The 21,357-nt window shown below is 46.1% G+C and carries 21 protein-coding genes; 13 read left to right on the top strand and 8 right to left on the bottom strand.

The annotated features are described in order from the left end of the window. Positions 1 to 5: 5 nt before the first annotated feature. The 4 genes from AR442_RS17810 to AR442_RS17795 form a co-directional block, all read right to left on the bottom strand. The gene (locus tag AR442_RS17810; protein WP_014419359.1) at positions 6 to 1,550 is read right to left on the bottom strand and encodes a glycoside hydrolase family 32 protein; all 1,545 of its coding nucleotides are present in this window, start codon (positions 1,548 to 1,550) and stop codon (positions 6 to 8) included. A 73-nt stretch (positions 1,551 to 1,623) separates the two neighbouring features. Next, positions 1,624 to 3,045, bottom strand: a complete 1,422-nt coding sequence (locus tag AR442_RS17805; protein WP_014419358.1) for a glycoside hydrolase family 68 protein — start codon at positions 3,043 to 3,045, stop codon at positions 1,624 to 1,626. A 346-nt stretch (positions 3,046 to 3,391) separates the two neighbouring features. Further along, positions 3,392 to 4,303: a DMT family transporter gene (locus tag AR442_RS17800; RefSeq protein ID WP_278103941.1), complete on the bottom strand. Its 912-nt coding sequence runs from the start codon at positions 4,301 to 4,303 to the stop codon at positions 3,392 to 3,394. Positions 4,304 to 4,493: 190 nt separating this feature from the next. Beyond that, on the bottom strand, positions 4,494 to 5,423 hold the full coding sequence (locus tag AR442_RS17795) for a manganese-dependent inorganic pyrophosphatase (protein ID WP_004393053.1): 930 nt from the start codon (positions 5,421 to 5,423) through the stop codon (positions 4,494 to 4,496). A 206-nt stretch (positions 5,424 to 5,629) separates the two neighbouring features. On the opposite strand from AR442_RS17795, the gene AR442_RS17790 reads away from it, so the two are divergent. After that, positions 5,630 to 6,001 carry a winged helix-turn-helix transcriptional regulator gene (locus AR442_RS17790; RefSeq protein ID WP_007615010.1) on the top strand — a complete coding sequence of 124 codons (372 nt, stop codon included), beginning with the start codon at positions 5,630 to 5,632 and terminating at the stop codon, positions 5,999 to 6,001. A 36-nt stretch (positions 6,002 to 6,037) separates the two neighbouring features. Here the strand turns inward: AR442_RS17790 and AR442_RS17785 are convergent, their stop codons facing one another. Further along, the gene (locus AR442_RS17785) at positions 6,038 to 6,523 is read right to left on the bottom strand and encodes a spore coat protein (RefSeq protein ID WP_025650095.1); all 486 of its coding nucleotides are present in this window, start codon (positions 6,521 to 6,523) and stop codon (positions 6,038 to 6,040) included. A 133-nt stretch (positions 6,524 to 6,656) separates the two neighbouring features. Between AR442_RS17785 and AR442_RS20390 the strand changes: the two genes are divergently transcribed. The 10 genes from AR442_RS20390 to AR442_RS17740 all read left to right on the top strand — a co-directional run bounded on the left by AR442_RS20390 (position 6,657) and on the right by AR442_RS17740 (position 16,763). Further along, on the top strand, positions 6,657 to 6,809 hold the full coding sequence (locus AR442_RS20390; protein ID WP_004393059.1) for a hypothetical protein: 153 nt from the start codon (positions 6,657 to 6,659) through the stop codon (positions 6,807 to 6,809). 243 nt (positions 6,810 to 7,052) lie between these two features. Beyond that, the gene (locus AR442_RS17780; RefSeq protein ID WP_053285276.1) at positions 7,053 to 7,988 is read left to right on the top strand and encodes a YybS family protein; all 936 of its coding nucleotides are present in this window, start codon (positions 7,053 to 7,055) and stop codon (positions 7,986 to 7,988) included. A 30-nt stretch (positions 7,989 to 8,018) separates the two neighbouring features. Continuing rightward, positions 8,019 to 9,998 (top strand): DHH family phosphoesterase, encoded by a 1,980-nt coding sequence (locus tag AR442_RS17775; protein WP_007407911.1) that lies wholly within the window; start codon positions 8,019 to 8,021, stop codon positions 9,996 to 9,998. Then, a complete protein-coding gene (gene rplI / locus AR442_RS17770; protein ID WP_004393063.1) occupies positions 9,995 to 10,444 on the top strand; it encodes a 50S ribosomal protein L9 in 450 nt (149 codons plus the stop codon). The genes AR442_RS17775 and rplI overlap by 4 nt, the downstream gene beginning before the upstream one ends. A gap of 140 nt (positions 10,445 to 10,584) precedes the next feature. Further along, positions 10,585 to 11,148 (top strand): protein kinase family protein, encoded by a 564-nt coding sequence (locus AR442_RS17765; protein WP_053285277.1) that lies wholly within the window; start codon positions 10,585 to 10,587, stop codon positions 11,146 to 11,148. A gap of 87 nt (positions 11,149 to 11,235) precedes the next feature. Next, entirely contained in the window at positions 11,236 to 11,892 is a 657-nt protein-coding gene (locus AR442_RS17760) for a PIG-L deacetylase family protein (protein ID WP_017418490.1), read from the top strand. Further along, positions 11,889 to 13,223 (top strand): glycosyltransferase family 4 protein, encoded by a 1,335-nt coding sequence (locus AR442_RS17755; RefSeq protein ID WP_014419352.1) that lies wholly within the window; start codon positions 11,889 to 11,891, stop codon positions 13,221 to 13,223. Before AR442_RS17760 ends, AR442_RS17755 begins: the two co-directional genes overlap by 4 nt. Next, positions 13,213 to 14,400 carry a carboxylate--amine ligase gene (locus AR442_RS17750; protein ID WP_032863864.1) on the top strand — a complete coding sequence of 396 codons (1,188 nt, stop codon included), beginning with the start codon at positions 13,213 to 13,215 and terminating at the stop codon, positions 14,398 to 14,400. Before AR442_RS17755 ends, AR442_RS17750 begins: the two co-directional genes overlap by 11 nt. After that, complete coding sequence (locus AR442_RS17745; protein ID WP_014419349.1) at positions 14,393 to 15,448, top strand: phosphotransferase; 1,056 nt, start codon at positions 14,393 to 14,395, stop codon at positions 15,446 to 15,448. The genes AR442_RS17750 and AR442_RS17745 overlap by 8 nt, the downstream gene beginning before the upstream one ends. 22 nt (positions 15,449 to 15,470) lie before the next feature. Continuing rightward, complete coding sequence (locus tag AR442_RS17740) at positions 15,471 to 16,763, top strand: glycosyltransferase family 4 protein (RefSeq protein WP_014419348.1); 1,293 nt, start codon at positions 15,471 to 15,473, stop codon at positions 16,761 to 16,763. A gap of 79 nt (positions 16,764 to 16,842) precedes the next feature. On the opposite strand, the gene AR442_RS17735 is transcribed toward AR442_RS17740, so the two are convergent. Beyond that, positions 16,843 to 18,885 (bottom strand): ArnT family glycosyltransferase, encoded by a 2,043-nt coding sequence (locus AR442_RS17735; protein WP_053285278.1) that lies wholly within the window; start codon positions 18,883 to 18,885, stop codon positions 16,843 to 16,845. Between the two features lie 163 nt (positions 18,886 to 19,048). Next, positions 19,049 to 19,192 (bottom strand): YycC family protein, encoded by a 144-nt coding sequence (locus AR442_RS20165; protein WP_014306172.1) that lies wholly within the window; start codon positions 19,190 to 19,192, stop codon positions 19,049 to 19,051. A 118-nt stretch (positions 19,193 to 19,310) separates the two neighbouring features. Here AR442_RS20165 and AR442_RS17730 point away from each other — a divergent pair, with 118 nt between their 5' ends. Then, entirely contained in the window at positions 19,311 to 19,520 is a 210-nt protein-coding gene (locus AR442_RS17730; RefSeq protein WP_015418617.1) for a hypothetical protein, read from the top strand. Positions 19,521 to 19,550: 30 nt separating this feature from the next. Here AR442_RS17730 and AR442_RS17725 read toward each other — a convergent pair whose 3' ends face one another. Continuing rightward, positions 19,551 to 19,748, bottom strand: a complete 198-nt coding sequence (locus tag AR442_RS17725; RefSeq protein ID WP_007407900.1) for a DUF2188 domain-containing protein — start codon at positions 19,746 to 19,748, stop codon at positions 19,551 to 19,553. A gap of 170 nt (positions 19,749 to 19,918) precedes the next feature. Between AR442_RS17725 and dnaB the strand changes: the two genes are divergently transcribed. Continuing rightward, positions 19,919 to 21,283 carry a replicative DNA helicase gene (gene dnaB, locus AR442_RS17720; RefSeq protein WP_004393100.1) on the top strand — a complete coding sequence of 455 codons (1,365 nt, stop codon included), beginning with the start codon at positions 19,919 to 19,921 and terminating at the stop codon, positions 21,281 to 21,283. The last annotated feature ends 74 nt before the right edge of the window (positions 21,284 to 21,357 follow it).

Raw genomic sequence — 21,357 nt, 5'->3', positions numbered from 1 at the left:
GACGTCTAAGAATGAATCGAACCGAGATGCTTCATCTCAATATGCTGAAAGTCAGCGGAGCCGCCTTCAGAAAAGAGCGTGATTCCCTGATCTTCGTGTTTTGGGAACACTTCATTTGTCAGAACGGTTTTTCCGTCGTCTGCAAATACTTCAATACTTGTTTTGTCTACGAGAATTTTCAGATGGACGCGCCCTTTGTTTCCGTCAAATGGGGCTTTGCTTTCGGCGTATGCGCCGGTTTTATCAGGCTGGCCTGTAAACGATCTGTTCACATAGGCGTAGCCGCCTTCTGCTGAAATACCGACATCAATATGCCGGCTTTGGTCTGCCGATTCTCTGAGTCTGACGCCTGCATTTTTGATATCTGACCAAGCGATATCCATATCAAGCTGATATGTATCACCTTTGATCGGCAGTGTCTCTGAACCGTTCACCTGTTTGTGTTCTATGCTGTCAGTTGAAGAGGTTAATTGGTTCAATGCTTCAACCGGCTCTGACACAAGGCTGTATGTGCCGCCGTCCTGCTGCTGAAGGCGGATTTCACGGACGATAGAATCCGTGCCGTTAAAGCCGTTTTTTAGTGTCGGTGTTTCATTCGGATAATCCCAATTGTTCATCCATGCCAGCGCATAGCGTTTTGTCAGCGGATCTTCGCTTTTACCGTCCTCAAATGTGACGCCGCCGTACCAGTCAAAGCCGTAATCGAGCCATTGTGGTTCTTCTTGATCGGCGGTAAATTCCTTCCCGTCAAAGTTTCCGGTCCAATACGCGTACGTATTCGGTTTGCCTGCGGGTTTGCCGTTTGCGCTTACGCCTAGAACCCACTTGGCTGTTCCGTCATCTCCACGCATCATATAAAGGTCGGGGCATTCGACGAGACCGATCTGCTGAGTGATAAAACCGCCCGTGTAAGTCCAATTTTTCAAATCGGGTGATTCATAAAAACCGATTTTTTCGCCTTCGGCCATGGCCATCACCCATTTGTCATCCTGTTCATCCCAGATCACTTTCGGGTCCCGGAAATCCTTAGTTCCCGGATTTTTCATCACGGGCTGATCACTATAGGAAGTAAACGTTTTTCCTTTATCCGTGCTGTACCATAAATATTGTTCCTGGGCTTTTGTTTTGGCTGTCGGCTGCGTTGTGACGGCGACCAGCGCGTTTTTGCCGAAGCCCGCCGTGTTGTGTTTATCAATGACGACAGAACCGGACCATATATCGCCGTTTTCGTTGGTGTATTTCGGAATAGCCGTGCCTTCGTCCGTCCAGTGCACCAAGTCCTCTGATACGGCGTGCCGCCATTCTGTGCCGTTGCCGTTCGGGTAATCCCGATTATAAAGATAGTAGTAATGATATTTCCCCTCGAAAAAAATGGGCTTTTGAGGGTCGTTTTTCCATTTGTCCGGGGTCGTAAAATGATACGCCGCCCGGTAATCCTTCTTATGCTCCGTGTTTGTGTCAGAGGAATTGTGGGTTTTGTTCGGCAGTAAGCCGACAAACAGGAACGCACCCAAAAAGATCAATATTACAATGGGCCATTTTCGTACCATGATTGAATTCACCATCTTGTTGAGAAATAAAAGAAAATGCCAATGAAGTATCGGCATTTTCTTTTTGTTGTTATTAGTTGTTAACCGTAAGCTGTCCTTGTTCAAGGATACTGTTTTTGACAACGGATGTTTTCTTGTTTTTGATGTTCAATAAGAAGCTTGGCGCAAATGTTGCCTTTTTATCCTCAAAGAAGCCTCTGTTTGTCATGTAGCTTGTGATCACGACATTGTTGCCTTTGGCTTGCGGCACTGCGAAGTGAGAGTAAGTGAACGTCACATCGTTAGGATCAAGACCCATTTGCAGTACAAGACCAGTTTTGTTCAGCGGCTTGTAAGGACCTGTTAAAGAGTTTGATACATAACCAAGCATGTAAATATCGTTTGAGTTAATACCGTCGATCGTCATTTTTGAACCGCGTGAATCAGTGAACAGGTACCATTTGCCGTTCATTTTGAAAACATTCGCGCGCTCGATTTCATCAGTTACCGTGTTTGAAGTGATCAGCGGCTTCATGACTTTTTTCAATGTGTAGTCATCGTTTAACTCTACGATACCGAGGGCGCCGTTCGCTAATTCAGCATCGCGTTTTTTAGCACTTTGCTGAAGCTTCTGACTTTCTTTACGGAAGAAGTTTGTGCTGCCGCCGTAGTACGCTTTGTTAAATAAAGATTCTTCGCCTTGGTATCCGTTATCTGTTCCCGTGTTGGCTTCGAATACAAGGTATTTATGGCCTTTGTCTTCAACGTAGTGAGGGTCTCTCAGCGTGTGGTTGTCGCCGGATGTATAGTTCCCTTCATCGATAAACTGCTGAACGTTTTGATATGTTTTTCCGTCGCCGTCAAAAATCGTTTTATGATCTTCCACTCCGTTGATCTTGAGCGTGTCATCAGATTTTGACACATTTACCTGCGCCGTTGTCAGGCTTTGTTTACCGTAATGTGTACCGGAAAAGTCAGTGTAGAATAAACGGATTTTTCCGTCAGATGTAAAGGTTGCAGAACCGGACCATTCTTGTGTCTGTTCTTTCAGGATTTCATCGTTGGCGTCGAACTTATCGCTGTCTTTAAAGACACGGCCCGCGTTTTTCCAGCTGTCGATCGAGTTGTCGCCGACTTTTTGATAAAACATGTAGATGGATGTGTCATCAGCGTCTTTCGGGCTTCCCGCTAAAGCAAACACGACGTGATAGCCGTTGTATTCAGCTACTGTTCCGTCAGCGTTTTGGAGCGGCCAGCTGTCCCACACATCCAGTCCTTTTGCGGACTCGATATTTTTAATGGTTGATTGGTCGAATTGAGGCACTTGGTATTTTTCACTTTGCTGCTGTTTAGGGATCTGCAGCATATCATGGCGTGTGATATGAGAGACGCCGTACGTTTCTTTGTAAGGTTTTTGGGTATTTTCTTTCGCGAAGGCTTGAGTCGCTCCCCCTGCCAGAAGTGCAGTCGTAAAAGTTAGAACTGTGGCTTGTTTTGCAAATTTTTTGATGTTCATGTTCATGTCTCCTTTTGTATGTACCTTTTTTTGCGATCTGCCGATTCGATCCTCCTGCATCCATGGATGGCAGGTTTGTTACAGAAAAAAGACCTAAAATATGTAAGGGGTGACGCCAAAGAATACACTTTGCCCTTAACACATTTTAGGTCTTGCCTGCTTTATCAGTAACAATCCTGCATGATTTACTTGTCGACATCATTCTATTAGAGTCTGATTCTATTGACAACTGGTCTATTTTCCTCTTTTGGATGATAGTAAAATGAAAAAAGACCTTTTAATTTATGGGTAATTGAGACTAAGGTGTGCTCTGAGCCTGGGAAAAAACCTCTCTAAAAAAGAGAGGTTATTTTTTCTTGATAGATAATAAAGCGATGGTGGCTAAAATCAGCAAAGTACCCAGCCATTCTGATATTCCGAAGGGAACATGCAGCCAGATAACAGCTAAAAAAGCTGCCGACAGCGGCTCCGCACAGGCGAGCAGGCTGGTTTCAGAGGCACTCAGATATTTCAGGCTTTCCAAGTAGCAATAAAAAGCGATGAGCGTCCCGAAAATGATGATAAACACAATCGCGGCATATGCCGGCAAGGACCACTCGCCTTCAAATTTCCAGGGCGGGCGGATCAAGCTGAGGGCGGCTCCGCCGATCAGCATGCCCCATCCGACAATAATGGCCGATCCCCATTTCTTCAGCAGACGATGCGGCTGAAGGGTGTAAAACGCCAGTGCAAACGCCGAACTGATGCCCCAAAAGACAGCCAGACCGGATATGGACAGGCTTCCGACATTCCCGTGCGTGACCAAAATGAATGTGCCGGCAACCGCCAATAAGACGGCGAGAAGCTCTTTTGCTGAAGGAATTCTCTTTGCGCGAATCGCTAAAAAGCATGTAATGATCGCTGGCCCTAAATACTGAAGAACGGTAGCAGCGGCCGCGTTGCCGTACTCAATTGCCGCGAAGTAGGTGTATTGAACGCCTAACATTCCGAAAACCCCGAATAAAAGAAGGGGAATTCTGTCCCGTTTGTCTTTCCAAACAGCCCATATCCGTCCTTTTTCTTTGCGGTACGCGATGCCGAGCAGAAGCGCCCCTGACACCAGAAGGCGCACCGAAGTCAGCCATTCTGTATTAAAATGGCGGTGCTGGAACAGATACTGGGCAACCGTTCCCGAGACCCCCCATAAGATAGCTCCTGTCAGCACAAGCCAAATGCCTGTTGTTCGTGAATAAGAATGAGCAGCGTGTTTTTCCAGGATAGACCCCCCCCGATTCTGATGTTGTGATATCGACTTACAATAATTAGGAAAACGAACGCCTTTCATGTGATATATTATATATTGTATATCAAATCCCGTCAAAATGATTTTCGGAGAAAGCGCTTACGAAACGGCCGTCTGATGAATGAGCAATAAAAAAACACCCCGGCGGGTTTCCGGGGTGTTTTGGTTATTCTGCAATCGCGTCTGTTAAAACAGGAACGACTTGTTTCTTTCTGGATACGACGCCTTTTAAAAGAGCCGTGTTGTTTTCTAAAGTCACGTTGAATGCTTTTTCCACTTTTGACGCTTGATCACCGATGGCAAGCGCAAGGGAATCGTTTTCCAGAATATCCGTAATCACGAGAAGGAACAGGTCAAGGTTCTTCTCAGCAATTACTTTTGAAAGGGCCGCTTCTAATTCCGGCTGCCGCTTTTTCACATCTTCAATATCAACTGTGTTGACTTGGGCGATTTCGACTTTTTTGCTGCCGAGCGTGAACTCTTTCGCATCAAGAGAAATCAGTTCTTCCACCGTTTTTTTGCTTAAGTCGGCGCCCGCTTTCAGCATGTTTAAGCCGTACTCTTCCGCATCTACGCCGGCAATTTCAGCAAGCTCTTTTGCCGCTGCGATATCTTGCTCCGTGCAAGTCGGAGATTTAAATAACAGAGAGTCGGAAATGATTGCTGACAGCATGAGGCCCGCAATTTCTTTCTCGATTTTCACGTTATTTTCTTTGTACATTTTGTTTAAAATCGTAGCCGTACAGCCGACCGGCTCAGCACGGTAGTAAAGAGGTTCCGCTGTTTCGAAGTTGGCGATACGGTGGTGGTCGATAACTTCAAGAACCTGAACGTCTTCGATATCCTTGATGCTTTGCTGGCGTTCATTGTGGTCAACAAGGATGACGCCGTTTACTTCGTTTGCGGCTGTTTCCACCAAACGCGGGCTTTCCTGCTTGAAATAATCAAGCGCGTATTGTGTTTCGCCGTTGACTTGTCCGAGGCGGACGGGCTCAGCATTGAAGCCGAGTTTATTTTTTAGATCAGCGTAGGCAATGGCAGAGCAAATGGTATCTGTGTCTGGGTTTTGATGTCCGAAAATAAGAATTTTTTCCATAATAACTCCTTGTCCTTTTTTGTAGTGTAAACAATCTTTTTATAGTTTAACACGTCTTGAGGAGGGTGTAATCTTCAAAACCTTAAAAATTGATGTGAAAAAGAAGCATTTTTGTTGAGAGTTGGGGAGGGTTGCGAGTAAAATACTGGGTAAGTCAGATGCTAATCAGCATATAGTATCAAAAAAGGTACTATGGAGGATGAAAAATGAACATATATCCGAATAAAGAAGGTTGTCCGGTTGAACTGACGCTTTCCGTTATCGGCGGAAAGTGGAAGGGTATTTTGTTTTATCATATGATCGGCGGAAAAAAGCGGTTTAATGAGTTTCGGCGCATTTGTCCCAGCATTACGCAGCGTATGCTTACGCTTCAGCTTCGCGAGCTCGAGGCGGACGGCATCGTGCATCGCGAGGTATATCAGCAGGTGCCTCCAAAGGTGGAGTATTCTCTTACCGAATTCGGCAGGTCGCTGGAACCGATCGTTTTGCAAATGAAGAAATGGGGAGATGCCAACCGGGAGTTTCTCGAGGCATACCGGGAAAAAACGTCTCCTCAAGATCAGTCCGCTCAAAAATAAGAAGCAGCAAAGGATTAAATTCCTTGCTGCTTTTTTTTATTTCATCGCGATGGCCTTTCTGGCGTTGCGCACGTCATTCTTCAGCAATTCGCTCAGGTTGTAAGCCGGATATTGACCGCGTTCTTCCATATACTCAAAGACCATTTGGTGCCACTTGATGGACGCGTTTAAGTGCTTGACGAAAACATGTCTTAATTGAGGTGTGGCCGTCTCTGTAATGGCTCCGGCGTAATTGCGGACAGACGTTTTGGCCAGAATGAGCAGGCCGCCGCTGTAAAAGGAAGAATCAGCGCGCTCTTCTGTTTCATCCTCGCGAAAAGCGGGAGCTTCAGGGAAGAAAGGAAGCAGTTCACGCAGATTTTGTTCGAGCGAATGGATGGAAAATCTGTAAAGCTGTTTTAATCTGGCATCGCTTACGTCCCGCTCTGTTCTTTTTAATTTCACAAGTCCGTTTGCCTGGAAAGCTACTAACTCATGCAGTTCTAACGTTTCATGCCATGCTAATGTTCTCCGCTCAGTCATGGTGTAAGAATCTCCTTTATCCTTCATTTTCACTTTCAGCATATGCCCCGGTCCCGATGTTGTTCCTGATGTTTTGAAGTTTCCAGAAAGGGAAACTCAATGTAAAGGAAATACGAAATAGAGGTGAAACTATATGTGGGACATGATAAAGAACTTCTTCCTTTTCAGCAGCGGGGTTTTGCAGGCGACCACTCTCTTACTTATCGTTATCGTCTTGTTATATGTACGAAAAACCAAAAAGAAAAACAGAGATACTTCTGGTTTCATGGATGATCAGGATCACTGATACAACGGGCATTCTTTCACTGGGATGTCCGTTTGTCTGTTTTCATGTTTCACATGGAACATTGCGGCTGTCCGCGCTCATTTTACTTGCGATTTCGACTTATGTTAAAATATATACGTGTATTTTGGAGAGTTTATGGAAAATTCAGGTCTTGAAAGAGACATTGCGGCGTCAAAAGAGCAGTCGTCTAAGCTGCTCTTTTCTATTCGTATGTTCGAATGATACAAGGTTTGAGGTGAGTAAGTGAAAAATACAAGGGCTCTATTAGAAGGCGCCATTTTGATCAGTATTTTTGCAATCATTTCCCTTTTGGTCGTGTACCTCCCTTTACTGGGGGCAATTCTTCTCTTTGCTTTGCCGCTGCCGATCATTCTTTACACCATTCGGCACGGTCTGAAGCCCGGGGTATGGATGGGGCTTGCCAGCCTTCCTGTCAGCTTTATTGTAGGTTCGTTTACCGGGCTTACAGGCGCTTTTACGGCAGCCTATACGGGAATCGCCATGGGATATTATTTTAAAAAGAAACAGCCCGGCTATGCGGTTGCTGCCGGCGCTATGGCGTATGTGCTGTGCGGCGTCGTTTTTTTTGTGGTCAGCATCGTGTTCCTTAACATGAATGTGGTTGATACCACCATGTCCCAGCTTCGGGAGTCGCTGTCTTTAGCAGAAACCATGTCAAAGCAACTCGGTTATGGAGACCAGTTCGGGAAGCAGATCAAGCTGATGGAAAGTCAGCTGAGCACGGTTCAATATCTTTTTCCGACAGTGCTCGTATTGACCGGCATCGTTTTTTCTTTCCTCAGTTATGCGATGGCAAGGCCGCTTTTACGGCGATTTTCCCCTGATCTTCCGAAGATGAAGCCTTTTAGAGAGCTCAAACTCCCGCAAAGCGTTGTCATTCTGTATTTTATTGTGACGATATTAGGGTTTCTGCCTTTAGAAAAAGGGCATATGCTGTATTCGGTTTCATTGAATGGGGGATTTATTCTCAGCTTGCTGATTTGTATTCAAGGATTAGCGTTTATTTTTTTCTATTGCCGCGAAATGGAGATGCCGAAAGCCGTTCCTGTATTAGCAATTGTGCTGGGGGTGCTTTTTCCGCTCATCTTGTCCGTGTATCTCCTCTTAGGCATCATTGACATAGGCTTTAACATAAGAAATAAGGTGACGCGAAATTGAGTGTGACTTACAGGTGGGGAGTTGATAGAAATGCCTAGTTTTTATGAAAAACCGTTGTTTCGGTATCCCATCTATGCATTGATTGCATTGTCAATCATCATAATCCTCATCAGCATTTACTTTAACTGGCTGATAGGAGCCATCGGCGTTGTGCTGCTCGCCGTGATCTTGTTTTTCATTAAGCGTGCGGATTCTCTGATCAGAAAAGAAATTGACGATTATATCTCCACGTTATCGTATAGATTGAAAAAAGTAGGCGAAGAGGCATTAATGGAAATGCCTATCGGGATTATGCTGTTTAATGATCAATATTACATTGAGTGGGCGAATCCGTTTTTGTCTTCCTGTTTTAATGAAAGCACGCTCGTCGGACGCTCGCTGTATGACACATGCGAGGCCGTCGTGCCGCTGATCAAGCAGGAGGTCGATTCGGAAACGATCACCTTGAATGAGCGGAAGTTTAAAGTAGTGATTAAAAGAGATGAGCGCCTGCTTTATTTCTTTGATGTGACAGAACAGATTCAGATTGAAAAGCAGTACGAAAATGAGAGAACCGTGCTGGCATATATCTTCTTAGATAACTATGATGACGTCACACAGGGGCTGGACGACCAAACGAGAAGCACGATGAACAGCCAGGTCACCTCATTATTAAATGCGTGGGCGCAGGAGTACGGCATTTTCCTGAAACGGACGTCTTCGGAGCGGTTTATCGCGGTGTTAAATGAACACATTTTAACGGAGCTTGAAAACGCGAAATTTTCGATTTTGGATGAAATTCGAGAAAAAACATCCGTTCACACTGTATCTTTGACCCTCAGCATCGGGATCGGCGCATCGGTTTCTTCCTTGAAGGAGCTTGGAGATCTGGCGCAGTCCAGCCTCGATTTGGCTCTCGGCCGCGGAGGCGACCAAGTGGCGATCAAAATGCCGAACGGCAAGGTGAAATTTTACGGCGGCAAAACAAATCCGATGGAGAAGCGCACAAGGGTGCGCGCCCGGGTGATTTCTCACGCGCTCAAGGAGATTGTCTCAGAAAGCAGCAATGTCATTATCATGGGGCACAAATTTCCTGATATGGACGCGGTCGGAGCCGCAATCGGAATATTGAAGGTGGCGCAGGCCAACGGCAAAGAAGGCTACATCGTCATTGATCCGAACCAGATCGGATCAAGCGTTCAGCGCCTGATTGAAGAAATTAAAAAATATGAAGAGCTGTGGTCGCGGTTCATCACGCCGGAAGAGGCGATGGAAATTTCAAATGATGACACGCTACTTGTCGTCGTTGATACACATAAACCGTCCCTTGTGATGGAAGAGCGCCTCGTGAACAAAATCGAGCACATCGTTGTGATTGACCACCACCGCAGAGGCGAGGAATTTATTAAAGACCCGCTGCTCGTTTATATGGAGCCATACGCTTCATCCACCGCAGAACTCGTGACAGAGCTGCTTGAATACCAGCCGAAGCGGCTCAAAATCAATATGATTGAAGCGACGGCCCTGTTAGCTGGTATAATAGTGGATACGAAGAGCTTTTCCCTTCGCACGGGCTCGCGGACGTTCGACGCCGCTTCTTATTTGAGAGCGAAAGGCGCAGATACGGTTCTGGTGCAGAAAGTTCTCAAAGAATCCGTCGGTTCTTATATCAAGCGGGCGAAACTGATCCAGCATACGTCTCTTTATAAAGAACATATCGCGATTGCTTCTCTTCCTGAGAACGAAGAGGAGTACTTTGACCAGGTGCTGATTGCGCAGGCGGCTGATTCCCTCTTATCAATGAGTGAAGTGGAAGCTTCATTTGCGGTAGCCAGACGGGATGAGCATACGGTGTGCATCAGTGCGAGATCGCTGGGCGAGGTCAATGTGCAGATTATTATGGAGGCGCTGGATGGCGGAGGGCATTTAACCAATGCGGCAACCCAGTTATCGGGCATTTCTGTCTCAGAAGCGCTCGTCCGGCTGAAGGAAGCCATTGATGAATATTTTGAGGGAGGCGTTCAGAGATGAAGGTTATTTTCTTACAAGATGTAAAAGGTAAAGGAAAAAAAGGCGAAATGAAAAACGTAGCAGACGGTTATGCACATAACTTTCTCATTAAAAAAGGCCTCGCTGTCGAAGCAAATGCGACAAACATCAGCGCATTGAAAGGACAGAAAGAAAAAGAGAAAAAAGAAGCGATTGCCGAGCTTGAAAGAGCGAAAGATTTGAAAGAAACGCTTGAACAGCTGACTGTTGAGCTGAGTGCCAAATCCGGTGAAGGCGGCCGTCTATTCGGATCTGTCACAAGCAAACAGATTGCAGAAGCGCTGCAAAAAACGCATAAGATTAAAGTGGATAAACGGAAACTGGAGCTCCAAGACGGTATCCGCACACTGGGATATACAAACGTTCCCGTAAAGCTGCACCCTGAAGTTCAGGCTGTGCTGAAGGTTCACGTAAAAGAAGAAGCGTAATACACAATGAAAAACCCGCCGATCCGGCGGGTTTTTTTCATGTCAGCAGACGTCGCAGCGCAAGAAAATGATGAGATTGTTTCATTTCCGATCGTTACGGATTGAATATTATATTACATCATGACGAAGGATGTGTCGGTATGAAACGATTTTTTTCTGAAACATATTTTAATTATCCGGAGAATAAAAAAGCGCTGAATCAATATCCGCTGATCGGAGACGGAAAAGATGGGGAGGTCTATCGCTTAACACACAACAAATGCGTAAAATATTTTTTTAAAAAAGAGACATGTAAGAAGGAATTGGAAGCTTTACAGCTCGGATATGGTTCACCGGTGATCCCGAAACTGTATGAATACGGAGATCATTATATTGTGATGGAATACGTCAAAGGCACCTCCCTTGCGCGCCATATCAAAAAAGAAAAATCCCTGTCCGTCAAACTGACAGCTGATATTTTAAACATGCTGGATGAATTAAAAGATATCGGTTTTGCCAGATGGGATGCCGAAATCAGGCATATTCTGATCAACGAACAAGGTGAACTTAAAGTGATCGACCATAAAAGAGCCTTTTCGACCGTTACCCGAGTTCCCGTAAAACTATTAAAAGGACTGGACAAATACGGCTTGGCGGATGAGTTTTTGAACACCATAAAAAAATTAAATCCGTCACGCTACCGGGAATGGCGAAGGGAATTGTAAGTTTCTGAAAATCCGCATATGTAAGTTTCCTTTTTTTGGGGTCGTCATATGATATTTGTAACATTTGTTTGGTGGAGTGTGGAAAAAATGGGAGAATATATTATGGTTATCGGCGCTCATCCCGATGATGAACTATTGGGATCAGCGGGCACCATAAAACGGCTGATCAATGAAGGATATAAAGTGATTTCCATTATTACGGCATTAGGAAGAAAAGAAGAAGCTCATCATATTAAACAATTAGGCGAACGCGCGAATCAAGAGCTTGGAATTGAGAAAGTCATCTTTTTGGAGCATACGAATTTAGAGCTGGAATGTATCCCTCTTCATAAGCTTGTCAAAGAATTAGAGCAGCTCATTCGCGTCTATCAGCCTGAAAAAATCTTTACACATCATTACGGCGATGTCAATATGGACCACCAGAGAACATTCCAAGCAGTTTTAACAGCCGCCAGACCGCTTCCGAATCAAAAGCCTATCGAACTGCTTACGTTCGAAACGCTATCTTCAAGCGAGTGGGAGAGGAATACGGCTGATAAACTCTTCAAGCCTAATTACTTCGTTAACATCACAGACACAATGGATGCCAAACTCGCGGCGCTTCACCACTATGACGTAGAAATGAGGGATTACCCTCATCCCCGTTCATATGAAGGCGTTACACATTTAGGAAGAGTCAGAGGGATGACGGCGGGTGTGGAATACGCTGAAGCTTTTGAAGTCGTGCGGAGGATCTGGAAATGATCAAGACATTTTCCGTCCCGTATCCGTATATGATTCAGACGCTTGACCGCTATTACGGGGTCAAAGCGCACCCGCAAAAAAAGACGGCAGTAAAGACTCAGATGAAACATGCACATCATATTCCGCGATTATACGGAAAAAAACAGAAGTTATCCATTTTGATTGCCACGTTTTGGGACTACCCGCACACGGGCGGTTTATCAAACTATATTAAAACGCTTAGTGAAGGACTGAAAAAAAGAGGTCATAAGGTGGATGTCATATCCCCCAATCAGTTTCCTTCCGCACAGGTAAAAGAATTGCGGGCGGATGTTGTTCCGAAATTAAAAGATTTCTTTAGTGACAGATACGGGGATTACAGTGATCATATTTTGAAGAATAATCGGCTGATGTTTATATACGAGCAAATGCTTCAAAAGATTCATTTGGAAAAATATGATGTGTTTCATGCTCAAGATTTATTTACAGCCAATATATTGGGCAGGTTCAACCGTATTTATAAAAAACCTTTGTTTTTTACACCGCATGGCATGTTTACTTTCAACAGACTAAAATTTCACATTTTTAAAAAAGGATCGGTAGAAGAGTTTTATTATAAAAAACTAGAGATGAAAGCCATTGAATACGCAGATCGCCTGATTATTATCAGCGATACGTTCCGCAGCCCGCTCATGAAGCTCGGAGCCGAACAGGAAGACATGGCAACGGTGATCACAGGAATCGATTACGATGCAAAAACAGGCGGGAAAAGAAAAACCCCGATACCGAAAAATAAGATCATCATCGCGTGTATTGCAAGATTAGGCCCGAGAAAAGGACATAATCATTTGCTTGACGCACTTTCACGAATTCCGTCTGATCTACTTGAACATGTTGAAGTGCTGATCGCGGGCGACGGAGAGATGAGGAGCGCCTTAGAGGAACAGGCTCGAAAACTGAATCTATCTATGGTCTCCTTTTTAGGAAAAAGGGATGATGTTCCCGCTATTTTGAATATGACGGACATATTCGTACTGCCGACCATTAATGATAGTCTGCCTATTTCGATTATTGAAGCGATGTTCAGCGGCTCGGCTATCATCGCGACCGATTGCGGGGGTATTCCGGATCTGATCCGCCATAACAAAACGGGACTTATTGTCGAGCCGGGAAATGCAAAGGTTCTTGCCCGGGCTTTAGCATTTTTTATCTCTAACAAATCTGCGCGGGAGAAGGCTGCTTCAAACGCAAAGGCCTACGCGGAGAAATATTTAAGCAGTGAGACGATGATAAAAAATATCGAATCGATTTATCAAAATACCAACAGCTCGGAGGGAGATCATGAAACATGAACATGCAGCCGTTGTACTTGATTTCAGTGCAAACGGGATTGGGATCATTCGCAGTCTTGCCCGAAGAGGAATCGATGTTTACGCGTTTGACACGGAGGGACCTTATCGTATCGGAAAATCAAGATTGGCAGATTGCGGGATATGTCCCAGCCCTTTAACAGAAGAGGAAGAACTGCTGACATTTCTGACTGATTTCGGGAAGCGATTCCAAGCAAAGCCGGTTCTGTACGCAGGTTCTGATGATTATGCGGGATTTATATCTAAATTCCGCGAGACATTAGCCGGTTTTTTTTTATTTTTGCTCCCGAGCCACTCTCTGTTAGAAACGGTCTTAGATAAAAGCAAAGCATATGAATTAGCGGTCAAGCATCACATCCCCTGCCCGAAAACCTTTTTTCCGAACAACCAGGATGAGCTGGAAGAGGCCATCGCCAATATTGATTTCCCGTGTATTTTAAAACCGGTGGCCGGCCATGAATACAGAAAAAAAGTAAACAAAAAAGCAATTGTAATGAAGGATGCAGCACAATTGCGCAAGGAGTTCAGCTCCTACAGAGAAAATGGAGAACTGCTCGTGCAGGAGATCATCCCCGGAGACAACCAGTGTTTTTATAAAGTCGCCACTTTTTATGATGACCAAATGAAATTAATGGGCCTATTCTCTCTGCAAAAGAACCATCAATTCCCTGCTGATTTTGGCGCGGGGGCCCACGTCGTCAGCAAACGGCTTCCTGATTTAATCAAGAAGACCCTGCCGTTTTTTGAAGCGATTCAGCTGAAGGGAGTAGGCATGGCGGAATTTAAAAAGGATCCCCGGGACAATGTTTACAAGTTTATCGAAATTAATCCGCGCTTTTGGCTCAGCCATAGCCTGACAGAACCGGCAGGCGTTCATTTCGTTTACATGTACTATCTGTATTTGACCGGACAGCATGTGAAGCCCCAGCTCGAACAAAAAGACGGAATCAACTGGATTTATGAGGTGCGTTATTTCTTAACGTTTTTGAAGAAACGAAAAAGAGGAGAAATGACGTTCCGGGATTTTTGGAAAGGGTGTAAAGGAAAAAAAGAGTACGCTCTTTTTGCTTGGAATGACCCGATGCCATTTATCAGAAACACTTGGTCTCATCTCAAAAACAGCTGGAAACGGAAGCGGAAGGAAGATCGGCATGTATGAAAAGGAGATTTTGTATGGCGCATTTCAAAAACTGAGAATTGACGAAAAACTGTCGTATTCGTTCGGTGAAAGGGCTGCGGTGAATCCGGATGACATCACTTGTCTGAAATCAACAGACAGAAGCTCCATTTATAAACTGTTTGTAAAGAAAAAATCCGGAACTGTTCCGCTGATATTGAAGGTGTATAAATCTTCCCGTGAAAAAAACAAGATCGAGATTAATATATACGGGAAAGCCCGTTCTGTTTTAGGGGATTTGCTGCCGGATATCTATCTTATAGAAGAAAGTGACCATGAAACGTGGATATTTATGGAGTTTGTCAGCCAGATCAGGGGACAGCTTACATTTCACCCGAAGCATTTCAAGTATATTATTCCGTCTGTCGCAGAACTGCACAGCCGCACCTTTGAAAACAAGAATATTTCTGATGGTAAATGGCGGTCGTGGCTGCCGGTATATGAATCGGAAACCATGAGAAAAGGGCGTAAAAAGCAGATCAAAAAGACAGCGGAATTTTTGGATAGAGCTCTTAAAGATGAGCGCACAAAGGATATCGTGAAGCCTCATTATCGGCAAATCACAAACTTGCTTGAGCAGGAGGAGCCGGATTTTTTCCCTGAATTGATACAAAACGGCTCAGCCATCACACACGGTGATCTTCATATGCAGAATATCTGCACCCACGATGCGTCCGGACATGAACCGTGGGATATTCAATTCATCGATTGGGAATCCGCAAAATACGCGCCGGTTTGGTTTGATATGACGGTGCTGGTTGAAATTCTGCTTGGCTTCAGAAAAGATTGGAGCCGGCACGCAGAAGATATTCGTACGTATTGCGTAAAAGTGTATACGAAAGAAATGAAAAAGCGGGGCATTCATTTTCAGACCCCTCCTATGACGCTTTATAAAATGGCTTATTTGCAGAGAACACTTGAGAAAGGGCTTCATACCCAATTGCGGAGAATCTTCGACAATCGGGGAGGAGAACTGCTGCCGTATCATGTTGACAAAGTGTCAAAATGGGGACGGGAATTAGGATTATAAGTTTGAGAGAGGGGGAGCGGATGTGAAAGAAGAGATCGGCAAGCCGAACGGTCTGGTGCCTCTAGCCTTATTGCGCGCCATGGATCAATTTTACGGGATCGAACATCAAAGTGAGCCAGAGATGCTGTATTCGTTCTGTGCGGAAGGAAAAAGCTCCCCCAAACGAAAAAAGCCATTGCGTATTCTGTACGCAACCTTTCTCCGTTACCCGAATGTCGGAGGGTTGGCGAGCTATATCACATCAATTAAGACGGGTTTTGAGCGCATCGGTCATCAGGCGGATGTCATCTCGCCGCTCCAAATGCCGCCATCTTTTTTTCAGGAAGATATCCCGCGGGCCGCTGACGAGATCAGAGCGTTTCTTGTTGGCAGATACGGCGCCGCAAACGAAAAGTTTGTGAAGAATCTCAGCTATTTACATGTCTTTCAAAGATTTTTGAAGGAGAAAGACTTAGAACAATATGACCTGTTTCACGCGCAGGATTTATTTGCGGTATTTTTGCTGGGATACCTTAATCAAACGTATCAGCGTCCTCTTTTTTTCACGCCGCACGGACATTTTACGAAAAGCCGGATGAAGTTTCATAAAATCCAAAAGGGTTCAATAGAAGAGGCATATTTCAGTGAAATAGAAAGGCAGGGTATTCGGGCTTCGGATAAAATCATTACAATCAGCGACTCCTTTCACGAGCCCTTGCTGGAGTACGGAGCGAAGGAGGCTCAGCTGACGACTGTTCATACCGGCATTGATATTCAGGATGCCCCTGAGTCCAAACGTGCTGAAAAGCTCGTGATTGCGTGCGTTTCCCGTCTGACCGAGCGAAAAGGACATGATGTGATGCTGGACGCTCTCGCCCGCATCCGGCACCATTTATCCGGAGTTGATATATGGATCATCGGAGACGGAAACATGAGAGGGTTTCTGGAAGAAAAGAAACGGAAACTGGGCCTCTCAAATGTGTTTTTCTTCGGAAAACGACGTGATGTGCCGGCGCTCTTGGCTGAATCATCTATATTTGTCCTGCCGACATTGAATGATAATTTCCCTATAGCGATCATCGAAGCGATGTTCTCAGGTCAAGCCATTGTCGCAACTGACTGCGGAGGAATCCCTGAGATGATCCGGCATGAGGACACAGGGCTTATCTGTCAGCCCGGCAACAGCCGCGAACTTGCTGATGCTCTCGTAATGCTGATTACGGATCAGTCTCTCAGGGAACGGCTTGGAAAAGAAGCGCGCTCCTATGCCGGCCGGCATCTGCGTCAGGAACTGATGGTTTCGAAAATAGAAAGTATTTATCAATCATTTTTCTGAATGATACCGGCGCCGCATGGCAGGTGCTTCAAGAGCAAAATAAAGAGGCCGGTGTTTAACTATCCAGCCTCTTTCCGAACTATTTTTTCATCTCATACAGAGTCTGCTGACTTTGTCCGCCCGGGCCGCCTGTCATTCCTTGCCGGGCTGAGCTTGTTTTTCCGGTGCTGTATTGGTCAGCTGAGATTTTTGTGCCGTTCTTTTTAATCCATGAGACAAGCTTCGTGTTGCCTGAACTGTTTCCGGATAATAAGAAATACTTCACTTTTCCATCATCAACAAGTTTTTTCAGCTGTGAGACGGTTAAAATCGGATCGGTTCCGTTAAAGCCTCCGAGTGCCATGACTGATTCATTCGTATGGATGATATAAGGCGCCGCAGTCACCGTGGTGAGCGTTGCAAACAGATATTCCTCACCTGTCTGATGCTTTTTCAAATAAGACAGCAGGCCTGTATCCACTTCAGAGGTGAACATATTGCCGCCGTTTGAGCTTTTCAGCTGCGGGCCGGATTCGGGTATGACGCTGTTTCCGCCGTAAAGGATCGGCGTGGCTGACCAGTACAGCGGCGTGAGCATCAACACACACATGGTGATCACGGTCAGTTGTCTGCCGAACGGCTTGTGTTTCATCACAATGAGGGCAATGACAGTGCCGAGCCCCAACAGTCCGAGGATGTACATCCAAGCGCTGCCGATCTGGTTTGTATACCCGCTTACGATGAAGACCTGAAAACCGGCGGTGAGAAAGACACCCGCAGGCAGCAGCCAGCCCGTCCAGCCTTTATCATGCTTGTATAAATCATATAAGGCCCGCCAGCCGATTCCGGAAAGGGCTGCGATCGGAGGCGCCAGCATGATTAAGTAGTACGGATGGAAAAAGCTTGCGATGCTGAAGAAACCGGCGGCAGGCACAAGCCATGCTGTCCAAAACATCGTTTCTTTCATTTCCTCCGCTTTTTCCCGGCGGTTTCTGTACCAGCTGATGATGGCGCCGAACAAACCGGTGAGCGCAAAAGGCAGCAGCCAGCTGATTTGCCCCGATAATTCAGATTGGAAAAGCCTGAGCGGACCCGGGGTACCGTTGCCGTACATGTTCATGCTTATGCTTTTTCCGCCGCCGGGGCCTTGTGAGCCGCCGTTTTGTGCTGGAGGAGTTCCGCTTCCTTGCGGTAAGGCCGCGTTCTGTCCGGATGGCTGCCGGGGCATTTGAACCTGCCCGTTTTTTCCTTGAGGAGCGCTGCCGCCCATTGCCGGGCTGTTCGTTCCCGGAGGCTGCATGCCCATCCCTTCCTGCATCACGCTTTTTCCGCCGGTCATGCTGCCGTGAGAAAGGCCCGTCGTCTGCCCGAGCAGCCGTTCTGTCCCGTTATATCCGAATGCCAGCTCCAGCACGGAGTTTGTCTGGCTGCTGCCGACATAGGGGCGGCTTGATGCGGAAATGGAATCAACGGCTGCCGCCCATGAGACGGAGAGCGCCAGTAGAACGGCTGAAGAAGCGAGAAGGGAGATCAGTTTTTTCTTAATGGATGTGTGTGATGCAATGAGATAAAAAAGCAGAAAAGCCGGAAGCACGATGTAGGCCTGCATCATTTTCATATTAAAGGCAAGACCGACAAGTGCGAATGCGGATAAGAGCCAAATGATTTTGCCGCGTTTCACCGCGCGCATCAAACACCAGGAACCGAGAAGCAGTGTAAAGACGAGCATGCTGTCGAGATTATTCGTCCGGCTGACGGCCGCCGCAATCGGCGTCAGCGCCATGACAAAAGCGGCGATTCTGGCCGCGCCCGTGCCGAACGAAGGCTTTATCATGAAATACAGCAGCAGAACGGAACCGAGCCCCGCCAAGGCCTGAGGAAGAATCACGCTCCATGTATGTACGCCGAAGACCAAAGCGAAAATCGTTTGAATCCATAAAGCGACAGGCGGTTTGTCTACCGTGACAAAGCCGGACGGGTCAAAGGATGCGTAGAAGAAGTTGTGAAAGCTTTGCGTCATGCTTTTGACGGCAGCCAAATAATACTGGTTGGCGGCATCATCCTGCCAAATGCCGTACATATTCAAAGCCGCTGCTGCTGATAAAATACCGATAAGAACGATGTCCAGTCGTTTTGTTTTCAATGGTTTCACCTCTTTTGTGACCCCATTGTAAAAAATAAATATGAAAAAGTTATGAATAAACGATAACGATTCAAAGAATGTTTTACCAAAATTTTCTTCACGAAAAAAAGAGGCGGAAAGCCATCGCTTCCGCCTCCCGCACATATATATGAGAGAGCAGCCTTTATTTGTGATCGTTCTCTTTTTGGATTTCAGCTAATTTGGCAAGCAGAATGTGCTGAGGCATGTGCATGATTCTCTCAAGCGGCATATTCAGTGATTCTGCGAGTTTTTGCGCCGTTTCGGCGGAAATCTGCAGCGGTTTCATGTGATCACTCCTTCCGTTTCTTTATTGTACTAAAATCAGAAATACATCGTAAGAGGATATGACAAAGGAATGGAGGTTTGAAAAGCGGGGCTTTATAACAGAATGGGGGAGGTTTTTTATGCAATCGCCATTGATGTTATTACAGCTGAAGCTGGCTGATTATCAGAAAAAAGCCGCAGAACTGCGGACAATTGACGAATTTATCATACTGAAACAGACATTGCAGGACATGATGAAAGTATTCGCCGCCTGTGAAGAATGGGAGCTGTATCAAAAAACGGCCGATCTCATGGCGCAGACGGTGCTGCACATCCGTTTCATCGAATAAGAAAAGCCCTCGCTCGGGCGAAGGCTTTTCTTAAAAGGACCGTTCTTCTTCAATGTTTTTATGCTGATCATAAATGACAAGCTTAGACGGGCTGTTCTCTTTAGCCGTCTGCTCCGCTTTCTCGATCGCCGCGTCCTTCGATGTATAAAGAGCCGTCGGCGCCACATTTTCCACCTTCACAAACCATCCGTCCGCATCAACACTGGGTGTTACTGCATATGTTTTCATCCTTCTTACCTCCTGGTTTCGGTTTATTTATCAGTTTCCCGGCATTCAGAATGGCGAAACACGCAGCCGCTGTTTAACAAATACAGGGAAAGCGATATTTTTCTATTCTTTTTCTTGAGAAATGGTAAAATGGAGTTTGGATATTTTTTAAGGAGAGGACGGTGCTTAGCATGACAGACCTTCTGAATGATCGGCTGCCGCCGCAAAACATAGAAGCTGAGCAGGCCGTGTTAGGTGCTGTTTTTTTACAGCCGTCTGCGTTAACACTGGCTTCTGAAGTGTTGATTCCGGATGATTTCTACAGAATGTCACATCAAAAAATTTACAATGCCATGCTCGTGCTCGGAGACCGCGGTGAACCGGTTGATTTGGTCACGGTAACGTCAGAGCTTGCGAATACCGATTTGTTAGAAGAGGTGGGAGGCGTCTCTTACCTGACGGACATCGCGAATTCCGTTCCGACAGCGGCTAATATAGAATATTACGCGAAAATCGTTGAGGAAAAATCCATTCTCCGCCGTTTAATCAGAACGGCGACCTCGATCGCTCAAGACGGGTATACGCGCGAGGATGAAGTTGAAGATTTATTAAGCGATGCGGAAAAAACGATTATGGAGGTCGCGCAGCGAAAAAATTCGGGCGCCTTCCAAAATATTAAAGACGTGCTTGTGCAAACATACGACAACATTGAGCAGCTTCACAACCGGAAAGGCGATATTACCGGGATTCCGACCGGTTTTATCGAGCTTGACCGGATGACAGCGGGGTTTCAGCGGAATGATTTGATTATTGTCGCGGCCCGTCCGTCTGTGGGGAAAACAGCGTTCGCCTTAAATATTGCGCAAAACGTGGCCACCAAAACGGATGAGAGCGTCGCGATATTCAGTCTTGAGATGGGTGCCGAGCAGCTTGTCATGCGTATGCTCTGCGCCGAAGGGAATATTAACGCCCAAAATCTCAGAACGGGAAATCTGACGGAAGAAGATTGGGGCAAGCTGACGATGGCGATGGGAAGCCTGTCAAACAGCGGTATCTTTATAGATGACACCCCCGGCATCCGCGTCAGCGAAATCCGTTCAAAATGCCGCCGGCTGAAGCAGGAAAACGGATTGGGCATGATTTTAATTGACTACTTGCAGCTCATTCAGGGAAGCGGCCGTTCAAGCGACAACCGCCAGCAAGAGGTATCGGAAATTTCACGGGCGCTAAAAGCGCTGGCACGGGAGCTTGAAGTCCCGGTCATCGCCCTGTCTCAGCTCTCCCGGGGTGTTGAGCAGCGGCAGGATAAACGTCCGATGATGTCAGATATCCGTGAGTCGGGAAGTATTGAGCAGGATGCCGACATCGTCGCCTTCCTGTATCGTGATGATTACTATGATAAAGAATCCGAAAACAAAAACATCATCGAAATCATTATCGCCAAACAGCGTAACGGCCCGGTGGGCACCGTCTCACTGGCTTTTGTGAAAGAATACAATAAGTTCGTAAACCTGGAACGGCGCTTTGATGACGGCGGTGTTCCGGCAGGTGCGTAAAGCCTCAAGCAATGTCTTGAGGCTTTTTTTCATCCGAAAGAATGAGAGAATGCCGTCCGTTCGGCAGACGAAAT

Origin of the sequence: Bacillus velezensis (assembly GCF_001461825.1) — a bacterium.
Lineage (GTDB): Bacteria > Bacillota > Bacilli > Bacillales > Bacillaceae > Bacillus > Bacillus velezensis.
Note: the sequence above shows the minus strand (reverse complement) of the source record. Positions and strands in the feature narration are given on the sequence as shown.

Excerpts from the sequence above, each read along its gene's own strand:
- AR442_RS17810 (WP_014419359.1), bottom strand. The coding sequence starts at position 1,550 with ATGGTACGAAAATGGCCCATTGTAATATTGATCTTTTTGGGTGCGTTC.
- AR442_RS17805 (WP_014419358.1), bottom strand. The coding sequence starts at position 3,045 with ATGAACATCAAAAAATTTGCAAAACAAGCCACAGTTCTAACTTTTACG.
- AR442_RS17795 (WP_004393053.1), bottom strand. The coding sequence starts at position 5,423 with ATGGAAAAAATTCTTATTTTCGGACATCAAAACCCAGACACAGATACC.
- AR442_RS17790 (WP_007615010.1), top strand. The coding sequence starts at position 5,630 with ATGAACATATATCCGAATAAAGAAGGTTGTCCGGTTGAACTGACGCTT.
- AR442_RS17785 (WP_025650095.1), bottom strand. The coding sequence starts at position 6,523 with ATGACTGAGCGGAGAACATTAGCATGGCATGAAACGTTAGAACTGCAT.
- AR442_RS20390 (WP_004393059.1), top strand. The coding sequence starts at position 6,657 with ATGTGGGACATGATAAAGAACTTCTTCCTTTTCAGCAGCGGGGTTTTG.
- AR442_RS17775 (WP_007407911.1), top strand. The coding sequence starts at position 8,019 with ATGCCTAGTTTTTATGAAAAACCGTTGTTTCGGTATCCCATCTATGCA.
- rplI (WP_004393063.1), top strand. The coding sequence starts at position 9,995 with ATGAAGGTTATTTTCTTACAAGATGTAAAAGGTAAAGGAAAAAAAGGC.
- AR442_RS17765 (WP_053285277.1), top strand. The coding sequence starts at position 10,585 with ATGAAACGATTTTTTTCTGAAACATATTTTAATTATCCGGAGAATAAA.
- AR442_RS17760 (WP_017418490.1), top strand. The coding sequence starts at position 11,236 with ATGGGAGAATATATTATGGTTATCGGCGCTCATCCCGATGATGAACTA.
- AR442_RS17755 (WP_014419352.1), top strand. The coding sequence starts at position 11,889 with ATGATCAAGACATTTTCCGTCCCGTATCCGTATATGATTCAGACGCTT.
- AR442_RS17750 (WP_032863864.1), top strand. The coding sequence starts at position 13,213 with ATGAAACATGAACATGCAGCCGTTGTACTTGATTTCAGTGCAAACGGG.
- AR442_RS17745 (WP_014419349.1), top strand. The coding sequence starts at position 14,393 with ATGTATGAAAAGGAGATTTTGTATGGCGCATTTCAAAAACTGAGAATT.
- AR442_RS20165 (WP_014306172.1), bottom strand. The coding sequence starts at position 19,192 with ATGAAACCGCTGCAGATTTCCGCCGAAACGGCGCAAAAACTCGCAGAA.
- AR442_RS17730 (WP_015418617.1), top strand. The coding sequence starts at position 19,311 with ATGCAATCGCCATTGATGTTATTACAGCTGAAGCTGGCTGATTATCAG.
- AR442_RS17725 (WP_007407900.1), bottom strand. The coding sequence starts at position 19,748 with ATGAAAACATATGCAGTAACACCCAGTGTTGATGCGGACGGATGGTTT.
- dnaB (WP_004393100.1), top strand. The coding sequence starts at position 19,919 with ATGACAGACCTTCTGAATGATCGGCTGCCGCCGCAAAACATAGAAGCT.